The following is a 14,710-nucleotide window of genomic DNA, read 5'->3' as shown; positions in this document are numbered from 1 at the left end:
TGGGCTCTAGGCGCGTATCTCCACGCCGGCCCATTCCTCGATGATGCGAACCATCGAAGTGAAATCCGAATCCGGCCCGAAGCGCGCATTGGTAGCCGCGAGCATCTGCCGGACAACAGAGCCGCCGATCATGGGCACACCCAAATTCTCGCTTTCATCTACACACATGCGTACGTCCTTGTACGACAGGGCCGTGGAGAAACCGAAATCGAAGGTTCCCGGCAATACGGCACGAGGGAACTTGTCCTGCGTCGCACTGTTTCGCCCGCTCGAAGCATTGATGATGTCGCACATGACCCGGGGATCCAAGCCAGCCTTGACGCCCATTGCGAGAGCCTCGGCCGACAGCAGAATGACGCCCGCGGCGATCATGTTGTTTCCGAGCTTGGCGACCTGCGCGCTTCCTGGCGCTTCTCCGCAATAAAACCTGCGGCCAAAATTGGCCAGGACAGGCTCGATTTCCTCATAAGTCTGCTTGGGGCAGGAGATCATCACGGCCAGCGTGCCGTTGCGCGCGCCTGCGATCCCACCCGATATCGGTGCGTCCACCCATGCAATGCTCTTGCTCGCCAGAGACTGCGCGATGATCTTGGCCATGGTCGGTCCGGTGGTGGACACGTCGACCACGGTTTTGACCCTAGAGCCGGCCGCGATTCCGTCCGCACCCAAAACCACTTCCTTGACGATGGGGGGCGTCGGCAGGCTGCAGAATACGATGCTGGCTTCATCCGCGACCGCCTTGGGAGATACAGCAAATGTCGTGTGTTCCGCAGGCAGCTCCCGCGCAGCGTCCGGCCGCGTGTCATAGACGACCACATGGTGGCCGGCCTCGGTCAGTCGGCGTACCATCGGCGCACCCATGCGGCCGAGGCCGATGAACCCAAGCGTTTGACGCTGCACGACTTTTCCTCTCGAATCGATATTGGATTTGGGCAGTTTTCGGATCGGCCCAGACTAGGCCAATTCCTGCCCACGGGATAATGCTCGCCGCGCGCATAACAGCTTTGCCAAGGGCCAGCCAAACGCTTGTCAACGGCTTCGATGTGTCCCAAACTCTTGCCTTCGTTGCATCCCAACGGAAATCGCTCTTCCGCGTTGTGCGACGAGGCAAAGTCCATGTTCGATCTAAGGCAGCTACAACTGTTCACGGCAGTGGCGGAATTCGGCAGCTTTTCGCGGGCCGCCGTTGCCCTGTCGGTCAGCCAGCCGGTTCTCAGCAGGCAAATCAAGTCGCTGGAGGAGAGCGTCGGGATCGCGCTTCTTTACCGCAACGGTCGTGGAATTGTCCTGACGGAGGCGGGCAAGCTTCTGCAGAGCTATGCGACAGCAATCCTCGAGCAGTCCTCGCGCGCGGCGAGCGAACTCGGAGCGCTGCGATCGAACCCGCGCGGTGCGATCGTGCTTGGCATGCCTCCATCCGTGGGAGTTGTCCTGACCGCACCGCTCGTCCAGCACTTTCGCGAGCAGTTCCCGCAGGTAAGCATGCGGGTGGTCGAGGGATTTAGCGGCCATCTTCTCGAATGGCTTGTCATGGGAAAGATCGACGTGGCGGTGCTTTACAATGCGCCGCGCATGAACAACCTTCTTGCGGAGCCTATCCTGCGCGACGAATTGTTCCTGCTCGGCGCCAAGGACGATCCCTGCAAGCTCGGTTCGTCGCCGGTCGATGCTGCCGTCGTCTCGAAGATACCGATGATCCTTCCAGCCCGACCGCATGGACTGCGGGTGCTGCTGGACCAAATCTTCGGCTCGGTCGGCATCGAGCCCAAGATCGAGGTCGAGGTCGAGGCGATGCCTTCGACGCTGCGCCTCGTGGAGGCAGGAATGGGCTATACGATCCTGTCCTATTCGAGCTGCCACAATCTGGTTGCGGAAGGCAGGATCAGCTACTGGCGCATCCAGAATCCGTCGATAGAAAGGGAGTTGTTGCTCGCAACATCCAGTCAGCGGCCTACCACCACCGTTATCCGGGCACTGACGACCATGATAAGGGACGAGGTGCGCGCTCTGCGCAAAATGGGAATCTGGGAGCCGAAAGCGTAAGCGCGGCCAACCGTCTCCTGGTCATCGGTCGCTCTTCATGCCGGAACCGATATATCTGTTATCCCGAACGCGAACAGTGAGTTCGCTTCACTTGGTCGTGGCTGAGCGTCACATTGTGGCAAAGCGCGAGCGCGAGGAGGATCCGCGTGCGCACCTTGCCTGCTGGAGGAGTACAACCATGACCGAAGAGCCAAGAAAGCAGACTCCGGGCGTCTACCGACGAAGAGTGGGCGACGCGATGGTGACCGTGATCAACGATGGCTTTCTCGATATCCCGCTGGCCATTCTGCGCGGGACCGAGCGTGGCGATATGGAAGGATTGATGCGGGAGCACTTCCACGAAGGCGGACCCCGTCTTACGGTCAATGCATTTGTCATCGAGACCGGCAGCAACACGATCCTCGTCGACGCCGGCGGCGGGTCGACGACGGTGTATTCGATGGGGCAACTGCCGCGCAACTTGTCCGCTGCGGGCTTCGATCCCTCGGATTTCGACACTGTTCTCCTGACACATATCCACCCTGATCACTCGAGCGGACTGATGGACGAATCCGGCAAGCCGCTCTTCCCGCGCGCCGATATCATCGTCCACAAGGATGACTTCGACTTCTGGTCCGATCCCGAACGACGCGGCCGCTCGGCTGCGGCGGTACCCTACACGGGTTCCGCCGACGCCCTGCTTTCAAGCCATCACGGTCGCTTCCGCCCCACGGAGGGAGGCGAAGTCATACCGGGCATCACCCAGTTGCCGCTTCCCGGCCACACGCCGGGCCATAGCGGCTATCAGCTCGATTCTGCCGGCGAGACACTCGTTATGTGGGGCGACACAGTGCATGTTCCGGAGCTCCAAATTCCTCGACCGCAGATCACCAGCGAGTTCGATGTCGACGAGGCGCTCGCGGCGGCCAACCGTCGCAAGATTTTCAACCATGTAGCGAGCGAACGGCTGCTCGTAACCGGCGGCCACCTGCATCTGCCGGGCTTTGCCCATATCGTGAAAGCTGGCGACGGCTTCCGACTTGTCCCGGAGACCTGGCGGGTCGAACTCTAGACCGGCGATTTTTGAAAATGCCGAGGGCCGGCCCCAATGGGGCCGGCCCTCTTCTGTACGCGCTTGGGAGGGGCGACAGAACGATCAGTCGGTGACTTCGACCCAGGTCTTGCTTTTGGCGTCGTGCTTGACGAGCGTGACCTGAGCCGCGGTGATGGTGATGTGGCTCGTCTCCGAGAAGCCGATGTTGCCCGTCATGCCTTTGAAGTCCTTCACGGCGTTGAAGCCTTTCTGCAAGTCTTCCGGCTTCGTCGACTTCACGTCCTTGATCACCTGCGCCAGCATTTTGATGCTGTCATAGGCGCCTGCCGAGAACGGCGTGGCATCGACGCTGAACTTCTTCTTGTAGGCGTCGCGGAAAGCCAGGAGTTCCGGGCTGGGATGAAGCTCGGTGGTCAGCATCGCCGTGATCATGCCGTCCGACAGGTCGCCCGCCAGGCTTGAAAAGGTGTCGTCGGCATTCGTCTCGTCATTGCCGTAGACGATCGCTTCATAGCCTATCGAGTGAAGGTCCTGCATGAAGGCGGCCTGGTCCTGCGGGGTCAGCCACACATCCACGCATTTGATGCCGGCCGCCTTGATGGCGTTGACCTCGGGCATCAGGCCGGCGGTGGCGCCTGTCGACCAGTTCTCGGTGATGGTGTGATCCATCGCGATCTTCTTGCCAGCCTTGTCATAGGCCAGCTGTATGCCGAAAAGCCCGCCCTGTCCGTAGGTCGATGGATCGTGCAGCACGGCAAGCCCGTCGGGGCAATGTTTCAGGGCATGCTCGCCGATCTTCTCTCCCCAGGCAAAGGTGTTGAGCCCGAAGTCGAACACCCACGGATTGGGCGGGCTCGTCGGTCCGTTCGGGTTGACGGTAAGGCCGCCGTCGTCGACGACGCCGATGGTCGGGAACTTGTGGCGCTCGGCAAGCTGCGCGGTCACCGGACCCGTATCGGGCGAACCCGCGATGACGATGGCGCCGGCCGACATCAGCTTTTGGTAGAGCTGACCGGACAGTGTCGCCGACGCGTTGTCGTTGTGCGCGTCGAGCTTGAGCATGTGGCCGTCGACACCTCCGGCGGCATTGACTTCATCGACCGCCATCTGCGAGCCGTTGACGGTGGCAACACCTGTCGATCCATAGGCACCAGTTGTGCCGGCAATCAGGCCGACAAGATAGTCGTCGGCAGCATTCGTCTGGATGGTCGCACCGCACAAGGCCGTTGCCGCCAGCAGCAAGGTGGACGTCGTCGCGAGCTTTCTCATATTCGTTCCCTCCCTGCGATCGGGGGCTTATCTTCGACAATCCGATCGCTGCTTTTTCAGCCCTGCGCCTCACTGGGACGCGCGTGTCTTCGTTCTGAATTTGCCACCCACGACCCCCTTCTTGTCAACGCGAGGTCAGCCCCCCGAGGGCATGCCCAACAGCTCTCTCAAATGCGGTCACGAAGTGGATTTGCGGACGCCATCGCAAGCGCAGACGTTCCGTCGCAACATCTCTGCCTATCGATTAAACTATTGATATAAAAGGAATTTTTATTCCAGTCCGGCCGGGTTTTAGAGAGCTCGCCTCGCGGTGCCGATGGGTTTGTGGCTGGCGCCACGGGTTAAGCCAGAGCGCCGTTCGTCGCGTTCCTCATAGCTGTTATGTCACCCGCATAAGCTATTTCCCCACGGGCTTTTTCGACTAGGTGTTCGGTATTGGCGCAACGTGCCAAATCCGGATGTTGCGACAGGAAAGCCCGGCCAAACAGTTCCCGCGAACATGCTAGGTTCGACCGGATTCCGCGGAGCTGTTGAAGCCGCAAAAAATACCCGGCGACGGCCGGATGATGGGGGAAGCCAACAGTGCTGCAGTTCCTGCTGAGTGGCATTGCCATAGGATCGATATACGGTCTCATCGGTATGGCATTGGCGATTTCGTTCTATGTCACCCGCATCATCAATTTCGCTCAGGGACAGCTGATGATGGTGACGGTGATGATCACCGCCGAGTTGGTATCGTCCGGCTATTCTGTCTGGCTGGCCGCGGCTGCCGGCTTGGCCTCGTCATGTGTGATCGGCATTCTGTCCTACCTGATCGCCGTGCGGCCAATCCTGCTGTCAAACCGTTTCAGCTTCGGTTGGCTGGTATCAACGCTGGGTTTCGCGGTGATCGTCGAGAACGCGGCCGCCTACATATGGGGCCCGACTTCGCAGGCCTTCCCACCAATCCTGAACAATATCAGCGTGCCGATCGGCAGTGCCGTACTCACAGGCCAGCAGCTTCTCTCGATCGTCACTGCCACCATTCTTGCGGCTGGCTTCGAAATCGTGCGACGCCACACGCTGTTCGGCAAGCTCGGTATGGCGACGGCGGCTGATCCAGAAATGGCATCCGCTATCGGCGCCAACACCACCGTGGTCGCCATCGTCGCTTTCGCGGTCTCGGCCGCTTTTGCCGGCGTTGCCGGATTGCTTATCGGGCCGACGACCTTTGCCAACCCCTATCTGGGCGACACGTTCGGCACCTACGGCTTCATCGCCATGATGATTGGCGGCGGCACGGAACGGCCGATCGCCGCCATGTTCGGCGGTCTGGTGCTGGGCGTCTGTGCCGAAGGCGCAAACGGGCTCATCAACTCGCAGGCTTCGGATTGGTTTCCCTTCATCGTGCTCGTCGTCATCCTGATCGTCTCGCCCAAGGGATTGTTCAGCGCCAGCAATCCGCTCTTCCGCCCGCGCCGCCCGGCCGCGGCGAGCCGCTGAGGTCGGGGTATGAAGTCCACGACCGATCACCAGGCATCGGCAGCCATCCCGGGGTCGCGAGCCGGCGGCTGGCGCGCGGTGGCGTTTCTTGTCGTCGTTCTCGCTTACCTGGCGGCGACGGGCTATGTGGCACAATCCGATCTCGGCCTTCAGAACCTCGTGCTGGTGGCCGCCGTCTTCGGTATCCTCGCTATCAGCCTCGACCTCGTCGCCGGCATGCTAGGGCTGTATTCCCTTGGCCAAGGCGGCTTTTTCGGGATCGGCGCCTATGTGACGACAATCCTCGCCAATGACTATGGCTGGAATGTCTTCGGACTGCTTGTCTTCGTTCTTGTCGCGACCGGCCTCGTCGGCGTGGCGGTGGGCGCCATGTCCTTGCGCGTCAGCGGCCTTTACTTCGCCATCACCACCTTCATCTTCACGCTGGTGCTGACTGTCCTCGCGACCGACATGGTCAATGTCACAGGCGGCCTCCAGGGCTTGCTTGGCCCCGCCTTTCCGGACTTTCCGGACGGCTTGCAATGGCTCGGCACGCCGCTGGTCTGGTGCACCATGGCCGGGCTTTTCCTCAGTCTCGCGCTGGTCTGGAACGTCAGGCATTCGCCATTCTATCCGATCCTCCTCTCGATCCGCGATGCCGAGCCGTTTGCAGAGGCCGCAGGCGTGCGGACAGCCGCGATCAAGGTCGGCGTCTTCGGCGTCTCGGCCGCGATGGCCGGAGGAGCGGGTTGGCTGTTTTCTTTCCTTGGCGTCGTATCTCCGGGCCAGTTCGACTGGTCGGTGTCGCTCAACGTGCTGGTGATGGTGCTTATAGGCGGCATCAACACCACCATCGGCCCTGTAATCGGCGCGATGTTCGTCTCGATGTTCCCCAACGTCGTCAACATCAATCCATGGCTACAGGAGATTGTGTATGGAGCACTCTCCATCCTCGCCATCACTCTTTTGCCGGACGGCGTCGTCGGAATCGCCAAGCGCGTTTTGGCGCCCCTCACTGGAAGTTTCGCTGCGGCGACCGATATCGTTGCCGTCAACGAAACGTCCGCTGCGGCAATCGTCCCCCCCGCAGCGGTCCCAAGCGCAGGGTCCGACATCATCGTCGAATGTCGCGGCATCGAATTCGGCTACGGGCTCGGACCAAAGGTACTGCGCAATGTCGATCTCGCGGTCCAGCGCGGCCACATCCACGGCCTCATAGGTCCGAACGGCTCCGGAAAGAGCACGCTCGCCAACGTCATTTCAGGCCGTCTAACGCCTCATGCCGGCCAGGTTCTGGTCAAGGGGACACGTGCCGACGGCATGCCTGCGAGCAGCCGCTCGAAACTCGGGCTTCGGCGAACCTTCCAGGCCGCGCAACTGGTCAAGGAACTGACACTGACGCAGAACGTGATGGTCGGCCTGTTCGATCGGGTGCCGCGCATTGTGAGCCGTGCCGCGCTCTGGCCGATGCTTGCCTCAGGGCGCCGCGATCTGGCGGCGATGCATCGACGCTCCGCCGAAACACTTGCCCTTGTCGGGGCAGGCGAATGGACGTCCCGGCAGGTCGGAGACGTTCCGCATGGCATCGAGCAACTCACCCAACTCGCGTCGGTCTGTGTGGCGGGGCCGGATGTCATCGTTCTCGATGAACCGGCAACTGGCCTGTCCGCGAAGGAGGTGAGGCATCTGGCAACGATCCTTGCCAATCTCAAGACCCAGGGCGTCACGATGATCATCATCGAGCATCAGACGCGCTTTCTGTTTCCGCTGTGCGATCGCGTCACCGTGCTCAACGCCGGCGAAGTGATCCTAACCGGTTCGGCCGACGAGGTGCGTGCCGACCCCGTGGTCAGACAGGTTTATCTCGGCGAATGAACGAACAATCGTCCCCCGTACTTGAGATCAGCTCGCTGAGCGCAGGCTACGGCCGCTTCGACGTCGTGCGCGACATCGGGCTGTCGGTTGGCAAGGGTGAGGCCGTCGCATTGCTTGGCCCTAACGGCGCAGGCAAGACCACGGTGTTGCGCGCGATCATGGGCCTGGTCAAACAGCGGCGCGGCCTGATCCGCATCGGCGAGACCGACGTATCCAGTCTGCCAACCCATCGCATAGCGCGCGGCCTCGCCGCCATTGCGCCGGAGGGACGGCGCCTGTTTCTCGACCAGTCGGTGGAAGACAATCTGCTGTTGGGCGCGCTGCATTTGCGGCATGACCGGACCAGAGTCGAGAGGCTGCTGACCTCGGTCTACGATCTTTTCCCGGTGCTCAGGAACTATCGTCATCGGCTGTCGTCATTCCTCAGCGGGGGAGAGCAGCAGATGGTTGCCATCGGCCGCATGCTGATGAGCGATCCCGAGATCATGCTGCTCGACGAACCCTCCGTCGCGCTTTCGCCTGTCGCAGTCGACATCGTGGTCAAAGCGATGCTGGAGTTGCGCAAGCGCGGCGCATCGCTGCTGCTCGTCGAACAGCGCATCGATGTGGCGACCCGGGTCTGCGACCGGCTCTATGTCATGGCGCACGGCGAGATCGTCGAGGAAATGACGCCGGAAATCGTCCGTTCCGGCGGCATGTCGATACTCAACAAATATCTCGGCTAGAATCCGGGCGCAGTCTGGAAAGTCGCGCCGCCGGGCTTTCGGTCAGGCCGAAGCGGCATAGCGCCGCGCAAGCGCGGACATCCCCACTGCGAGCACGAGTATCCCGCCCTTGAAGATTGGCTGGAAATGGGTGGGCGCGCCGAAGATACTGAGCCCGTTAAATCCCACAGCCAGGATGAGCACGCCGACCAAAGTCCCGGAGATATGGAATTCGCCTTCCCTTAACGTGGCGGAGCCCAGGAAGACGGCGGCGAAGGCGTCGAGGAGATAGCCGTCGGCCGCCGCCAACGTGCCGCTGCCAAGCAGCGAGGACAGCAGTGTTCCGGTCAATGCGGCGCAGAAGCCGGCAGTGGCAAAGGCAAAGATCTTGATGCGGTCCACCCGGATGCCGGAGAGCCTCGCTGCCTCCAGATTGCCGCCGACAGCCTGCATCTTCTGGCCGATGTCGGTCTTGTTCAGGATGACCCAAAGCGCAATCAGCACGATCACCATGATGATTACCGGATTGGGAAGGCCGAAGACGAGGCGACCGAGGGCAATATCGGTGAAGGCGCGAGGAATTCCGGTCGCGATCGGGAAGGAACTGTAGGTGAAGCCGATTCCCGTCAGCATCGTTCCGACGCCCAGTGTCGAGATGACCGCGTTGATCCTCACCTTCGTCACGAGCACGCCGTTGAAGGCGCCTATCGCGGCCCCGAGCAGCAGCGCACAGACAATGCTGAGCCAGATCGGAAAACCCTGGTAAGCCATCAGCCCGGTAACGATCAGGCCAACAAAGCTCGCCACATAGCCAATGCTCAGGTCGAACTCGCCCACAACGAGCGTATAGGTCAGCCCGGAGGCAATGATCGCGGTCAGGGACGCCTGGCTGAGGATATTGAGGAAGTTGGCGCGGGAAAGGAAGATTCCCGGTGCGTTCGCCGAGAAAAAAATCACCATCAGCAGGAGCCCGACGATCGTGCCGTAGCGAGAGAGCCAGATCAACGCGGTCCGCTTCCACGAGGACTTTCGCAGCGATGCCGCGTCCTTCGCCGCGGTTCCGGCCTGGGCCATCATGCGATGTCTCCTTCTTCGTCGTTGCTATCATGGTAGCTGAGTTCGATGATCCGGGCCTCGGTGACGTCGGCGCCAGCCAGCTCGCCGGTAACGCGGCCTTCGCGCATGACAAGGACGCGGTCGGCGAGAAGCGTGAGTTCCTCGACGTCCGATGAGATCGCAAGGATGCCGACGCCTGACCGGGCGAGTGCGCGGATCGCATCGTGTATCTCCTCACGCGCGCCCACATCGACCCCTCGCGACGGCTCGTCGAGAATGAGGAGCTTGGTTCCGGCATTGAGCCAGCGGCCGATCAGCGCCTTTTGCTGGTTGCCGCCTGAAAGGCCGCCGATCTTCGCCTCGACGCTGGGTGTCTTGATCCCCAACCGGGCCACGAGTCCCTCCGCCTGCCGGCGGGCCTTCTTGTCGGAGACAAACGGGAGACCTGGAATGGCACGCAGCTTCTTCAAGGTGGATATGTTGATGTTGAAGGCTACCGACTGCTGCAGTATCACCCCCTGAGAGCGGCGTTCCTCTGGAACCAGCGCTATACCGGCGCGGACCGCCTGAGCCTCGTTGGCGATATCGAGCCGTTTGCCGCCGAGCTCGAAATGGCCGGCATCCGGCCGCGTCACACCGGCCATGAGATGGGCAAGTTCGGTCCGTCCGGCCCCGACAAGGCCGCCGAGTGCAAGGACTTCACCTTGGTAGAGATCGAAGCTCACGCCCTTCACAGCGCTCTTCCAGGCAATGTCGCGGACAGAGAAGATCGGCTGCTGGCTACGGTCGGTCGCGAAGCGGTCGCGCTCATCCGGTGGGCGCACGTCATGGCCGATGATGGCTCTGACCAGGCCCTTCTTGTTGAGCGCTCCGCGCTCCGCGGCATCGACGATCCGCCCGTCACGCAACACGGTGATCCTGTCGCACAGCTGAAGCACCTCTTCCAGCCGGTGAGAGACATAGAGGATGGCGACGCCCTGGGTGGAGAGATCGCGGATGATGGCGAAGAGTTGCTCGCTCTCCGGACCAGAGAGCGACGCCGTGGGTTCATCCATCGCGATCATGCTGGCGTCGCGCACGAGCGCCTTGCTGATCATGACGAGCCAGCGCTGAGCCACCGAGAGTTCGGAGACCTTCGTCTCGAGTGGAAAGCGAATGCCGACACGTTCGGCGGCGGCGCGGGCGGCGACGCCGGAACGCTGCCAGTCGATCATGCCGAAACGAGTGACCTTGGGTGCGCCGAGCAATATGTTCTGCAGCGCGTTGAAATGCGGGATCAGGTTCAATTCCTGGTGGATGAAGGCGAGACCGGCCTGCTCTGAAGCCCGCGGCGACCCCTTTTGCAGATCTTCGCCGGCAATCGTCACGCTGCCCTCGTCAGCCACCGTTACCCCGGCCAGACAGCGTATCAGCGTGGACTTGCCGGCGCCGTTGGCGCCGACCAGGCCATGCACCTTGCCTCGCTCGATGTCGAGATCGGCGTGGTCGAGAGCGAGTTCTCCAGCGAAGGATTTGGTCAGGCCGCGGATACGCATCCAGGGCCCGACTGGCGCGGTGGACGGCATCTAGCAGTGCCACCCCGCCCGGCGCCTCAAACTGGTCTCACATTCCATTGGGATGTTCGGCCATGAATTTGTCGACGTTGTCCTTGGTGACGACGATCCCTGGGATCTGGATATCCTTCGGCTGCCAGGAGGAGCCGGCCTTGATCGAGTCGAGGACCGCCTGGAAGACTTCCTTGCCCTCCTGGAAGGCCGGCTGCCAGACGGTCGCCGTCAGGTCTCCTTCCTTGACCAGTTGCAGCGCTTGCGGGCTGCCGTTGATCGAGACGGTGGTGACGTCGGTGCGACCGGCCTGACGCATCGCAGCCACGGCTCCCTGCATCGGCTCGTCCCAGCAGGCCCAGATGGCCAGTGGCTTATCCCCGCCGGCGGGATGTGCGGTGAGCCAGGCCGCGGCGGTCGCGTTTCCAAACTGGACCTGTCCCGGCGCCGTCACTTCGCTGTAGTCCACCTTGACGTCGGACTTGCCCTTCACGCCCTCATCGAAGGCAATACCACGATCGATGCAGAGCTTTCCCGGGTGGAAGGTCATCGCCAGCACGTTGGCCTTCTCGCCAACTTTGTCGGTCAAGAACTTGACCGAGTCGTCGCCGACCTGGCGACCGCTGGTCGTCACCACGATGCCGGGAACGATCTCGCCGCCCCAGGTGGCGACGGGAATGCCTGCGTCGCGCGCTGCGGCGAGACCGGAGCCAATGGAACTGCTGGCAAAGGCAAGCACGAAGATCGCGTCGACGTGTTGTGCGGCGAAAGAATTCATTGCCGCGTTGGCCTGGTCGGCGCTGGCCTGGGTATCGGTCACCTTGACATCCCAGCCGGCAGCCTTGGCGGCTTCGGTCGCACCGCCAATGACGGCTATGTTGAGGGCGTCGTTGGCCAGAAGTGCAACCACGCCAAGCGTTTTCGCCTCGGCGACGGTGGCAACCATCATGGCGCTGGCCGTCAAAGCGGCAAGCAGCAGTTTGTACATTTGGAAACTCCTCCCTTTCGTTTCAGACCGTCCCCACGACGGGGCCGGCGCCTTCCTTGCACGAGGTTCAGTGAATTCGTTTGCCCTCGCATCCCAAAGACCCGCCCAGCGGCCAAAGAGCCTCGAACGGGTAGCCTATCCAGAGGTCGAGCAGCGCCAGCAGATCGGGTTCTACGGTCTTGCTCAGGGTTTGGTCCCTCGTATCTGATAGCGGTATCACGTTTACATTCGGAAGTTCGGCAACCGGATAGCCATAAATTGCCCGAAAACCCATCTTTTGCTCAAAAACGAACAGCCATTGTCGTCTTCTTTGCGTCTCTCCTTATTTTTGCTTGTTAGCGGTATCACGTCAAGGCTATGGATGGCGAGGGCGCAGATGAATTTTGCCGCGAATATCTTGCGGTCGTGACTACAGGAGGACCAACCATGCAAGTGAAGTACGATTTCTCCGGCAAGAACGTCATCTTGATCGGCGCAACCACCGGCATTGGCCGTGCCACCGCGCTGGCCTTCGCCGGGGCGGGCGCAAATCTCTATGTTTCGGGCATCGGCGCCGAACTCGGAGAGAGCCTCAAAAAAGAGGTGAGGCCGCTGGGCGTCGAGATCGAGTTCCTGGAAACCGATGTACGCGACAGCAAGGCGATGGCCGTGCTGCACCAGAAAGCCTTCGATCGCTTTGGCAGGATCGATGTCGCCTTCAACAACGCCGGCGTGCCAGGCAAGACCGCGCCCGTGCACGAACTCGACGACGCGGACTACGATCTGCTGATGGACGTCAATTTGCGGGGGATTTTCAACGGGCTAAGGCATCAGATCCCGCATATGACTGCAAAGGGTGGCGGCGCAATCGTCAACACGTCTTCGCTGTTCGGCGTCATGGGTTTCGCCACCACCGCCGTCTACTGCGCAAGCAAGTGGGGCGTGATCGGGCTGACAAACTCGGTCGCGCTGGAAGTGGCTCGCAAGAACATCCGTGTCAATGCCATCGCGCCCGGCTCGGTGATGACGCCGCTGCTGAGTGGCATGTTCGGCAGCGAACAGGGCGCGAAAGACACCGTCTTGCCGATGATTCCCATGGGGCGTATCAGCGATCCGTCGGAGATCGCCCAGCTTGTGCTGTTCCTCGCCTCGGACGCGGCCTCATTCATCACCGGCCAGGCCATCGTGATAGATGGCGGCGGCTTCGTCGCTGGCGCGGACCAACTTTGAGTATTGCAAGCAAGGATCCAGTTCGAGGCTGCGCAACTGCCGGATTTCAGGCCACATACATGGCTCCCAGGCTCTGGCCGCGCTGCCTCGCTTGAGATCTGGCACTGGTGGGGCAGGAGGCCTGAGCGGCCCCCCCCAAGGCTCAGTCGACCCTACTTTTCTCGCCCTTTGCAAGCGCGATCTCCACCACCTGCAAACCCTTGTCGGTAAGCCGTGAAGGAAATGTGGTGCGCAACCGATCCTCGTGTACAGGAATCACCCGCCGCACCTCGCCGCCCACCGACTTCAGCATTTGCGCGCTGGAGAATATCAAGTTGTGCTGGCTTCCGACGGCCAGGCCAATCGGCACGATCTGCGGCGCCTCGGGATCAAGGCCAGTCAGATTGTCGTATGTGTAGATGAGGTCGCCAGCGAAGATCCACTTGTCCTCGCCTTCCGCGGCACCGTCGTTGCGCACGGTGACGTACATGCTGCCGTAGGTGTGGGTATCTGCCGCCAGATGGACGTCGATGCCCGGCAGGACATCCGCCTGGTCGCCGTCGATGCAGATCATCCGCCCTTCCTTCGCCGCCTCGACGGCGCGAACGATATCCGCCGGATCGCCGCCGCCGGTCAGGAAACGATATTCCGGGCTCAACGTCAGAGCCCAGACCCATTTGTCCAGTTCGCTCTTCTGAACATAGAATTTTGCGTTTGGAAACAGATGTATGGCACCCATGTGGTCGAAATGGGCATGCGTAATGAACACGCTGGTCACGTCTTCCGGGCTGACGCCGCACTCGGCCAGCACCTCGCGCGGCCCGTGATAGTTCGACACACCATAGGCGGTCGCCAATTGTTCGCCATAGGCAACGTGGTCGTAGCCTGTGTCGATCAGGATCGTCTCGCCTTTTCCCTTTAGCAACACGTAGGCATAAGGCAGCTTGCGTGTGCCCTGGTGCTGGGGTCCATACATCATGACGCTGAAGGGAAACTTCTCCACCGCCGCGTATTCGAGCACCCAAATCGAGTAATCCGCCATACTGTCCTCCCTGATACCGTTGGCCTAAGTGACGTCCTGCAGCAGGCGCTGCGGCGCGTGGGCCGCGCAGCACGCCTGCCCGAAATCGACAAGTTCGAATCCCGGCAACAGGCGCGCCGTCGTTCGAAGGTGATCGCTCGACGACCGCAGCGTCCGCACGAGTGCATCGCTTTGCCCGGAGGCATCGTCCCGGAGGCAATCCAAGGTCGCGACGCAGGCCTGGAGGAGTGCGGCGGCGGCAGCGCGCAGGTGATGATGATGATGTGCAGCAATCTCAGGGACCGCAATCGCGCGCACCTCTTCGGATGCTCGCATTGCTGCCTCCCGCGCACTGGCGAGCGCGCCCTCGGCGAGCGAGGCACGGTTGCGCGAGGTCATCAGAAGCAGCGCAAAGCCAGCGAGCTGCGTCAGTGTATCGCTGACAAGCTGCTGAACCGGTCGGGCGGCCGCCACATAGCGCAGCACCACCTGGTCCGCTCGGCTGTTCGCGATTTTGTCCATTGCGAT

13 protein-coding genes are annotated in these 14,710 nt (G+C 61.6%); 6 read left to right on the top strand and 7 right to left on the bottom strand.

What is annotated here, in order from left to right; translation table 11 throughout:
- Positions 1 to 6: 6 nt before the first annotated feature.
- The gene (locus NR193_RS07270; RefSeq protein ID WP_256750297.1) at positions 7 to 921 is read right to left on the bottom strand and encodes an NAD(P)-dependent oxidoreductase; all 915 of its coding nucleotides are present in this window, start codon (positions 919 to 921) and stop codon (positions 7 to 9) included.
- Positions 922 to 1,116: 195 nt separating this feature from the next.
- Between NR193_RS07270 and NR193_RS07265 the strand changes: the two genes are divergently transcribed.
- Entirely contained in the window at positions 1,117 to 2,043 is a 927-nt protein-coding gene (locus NR193_RS07265) for a LysR substrate-binding domain-containing protein (protein ID WP_256750188.1), read from the top strand.
- A 178-nt stretch (positions 2,044 to 2,221) separates the two neighbouring features.
- Positions 2,222 to 3,094, top strand: coding sequence for an MBL fold metallo-hydrolase (locus NR193_RS07260; RefSeq protein ID WP_256750187.1), 873 nt, complete (start codon positions 2,222 to 2,224; stop codon positions 3,092 to 3,094).
- 84 nt (positions 3,095 to 3,178) lie between these two features.
- Here the strand turns inward: NR193_RS07260 and NR193_RS07255 are convergent, their stop codons facing one another.
- Positions 3,179 to 4,345, bottom strand: a complete 1,167-nt coding sequence (locus tag NR193_RS07255) for an ABC transporter substrate-binding protein (protein WP_256750186.1) — start codon at positions 4,343 to 4,345, stop codon at positions 3,179 to 3,181.
- Between the two features lie 582 nt (positions 4,346 to 4,927).
- On the opposite strand from NR193_RS07255, the gene NR193_RS07250 reads away from it, so the two are divergent.
- From NR193_RS07250 to NR193_RS07240, 3 genes are read left to right on the top strand one after another with little or no spacing between them, the layout of a single operon-like run.
- Complete coding sequence (locus NR193_RS07250; RefSeq protein ID WP_256750185.1) at positions 4,928 to 5,827, top strand: branched-chain amino acid ABC transporter permease; 900 nt, start codon at positions 4,928 to 4,930, stop codon at positions 5,825 to 5,827.
- Between the two features lie 9 nt (positions 5,828 to 5,836).
- Positions 5,837 to 7,681, top strand: a complete 1,845-nt coding sequence (locus NR193_RS07245; protein WP_256750184.1) for a branched-chain amino acid ABC transporter ATP-binding protein/permease — start codon at positions 5,837 to 5,839, stop codon at positions 7,679 to 7,681.
- Positions 7,678 to 8,406, top strand: a complete 729-nt coding sequence (locus tag NR193_RS07240) for an ABC transporter ATP-binding protein (protein WP_256750183.1) — start codon at positions 7,678 to 7,680, stop codon at positions 8,404 to 8,406. Before NR193_RS07245 ends, NR193_RS07240 begins: the two co-directional genes overlap by 4 nt.
- Positions 8,407 to 8,448: 42 nt before the next feature.
- Here NR193_RS07240 and NR193_RS07235 read toward each other — a convergent pair whose 3' ends face one another.
- The 3 genes from NR193_RS07235 to NR193_RS07225 form a co-directional block, all read right to left on the bottom strand.
- The gene (locus tag NR193_RS07235) at positions 8,449 to 9,462 is read right to left on the bottom strand and encodes an ABC transporter permease (RefSeq protein ID WP_256750182.1); all 1,014 of its coding nucleotides are present in this window, start codon (positions 9,460 to 9,462) and stop codon (positions 8,449 to 8,451) included.
- Entirely contained in the window at positions 9,459 to 10,976 is a 1,518-nt protein-coding gene (locus tag NR193_RS07230; protein WP_256750181.1) for a sugar ABC transporter ATP-binding protein, read from the bottom strand. Before NR193_RS07230 ends, NR193_RS07235 begins: the two co-directional genes overlap by 4 nt.
- A gap of 67 nt (positions 10,977 to 11,043) precedes the next feature.
- A complete protein-coding gene (locus tag NR193_RS07225) occupies positions 11,044 to 11,973 on the bottom strand; it encodes a sugar ABC transporter substrate-binding protein (protein WP_256750180.1) in 930 nt (309 codons plus the stop codon).
- A gap of 426 nt (positions 11,974 to 12,399) precedes the next feature.
- Between NR193_RS07225 and NR193_RS07220 the strand changes: the two genes are divergently transcribed.
- On the top strand, positions 12,400 to 13,182 hold the full coding sequence (locus NR193_RS07220; protein ID WP_256750179.1) for an SDR family NAD(P)-dependent oxidoreductase: 783 nt from the start codon (positions 12,400 to 12,402) through the stop codon (positions 13,180 to 13,182).
- A gap of 142 nt (positions 13,183 to 13,324) precedes the next feature.
- Here the strand turns inward: NR193_RS07220 and NR193_RS07215 are convergent, their stop codons facing one another.
- Together NR193_RS07215 and NR193_RS07210 are read right to left on the bottom strand one after the other, a co-directional pair.
- Positions 13,325 to 14,203 (bottom strand): N-acyl homoserine lactonase family protein, encoded by an 879-nt coding sequence (locus tag NR193_RS07215; RefSeq protein ID WP_256750178.1) that lies wholly within the window; start codon positions 14,201 to 14,203, stop codon positions 13,325 to 13,327.
- A gap of 24 nt (positions 14,204 to 14,227) precedes the next feature.
- Complete coding sequence (locus NR193_RS07210) at positions 14,228 to 14,704, bottom strand: hypothetical protein (RefSeq protein WP_256750177.1); 477 nt, start codon at positions 14,702 to 14,704, stop codon at positions 14,228 to 14,230.
- Between the last annotated feature and the right edge of the window lie 6 nt (positions 14,705 to 14,710).

Source organism: Mesorhizobium sp. Mes31, assembly GCF_024519675.1.
GTDB lineage: Bacteria > Pseudomonadota > Alphaproteobacteria > Rhizobiales > Rhizobiaceae > Mesorhizobium.
Note: the sequence above shows the minus strand (reverse complement) of the source record. Positions and strands in the feature narration are given on the sequence as shown.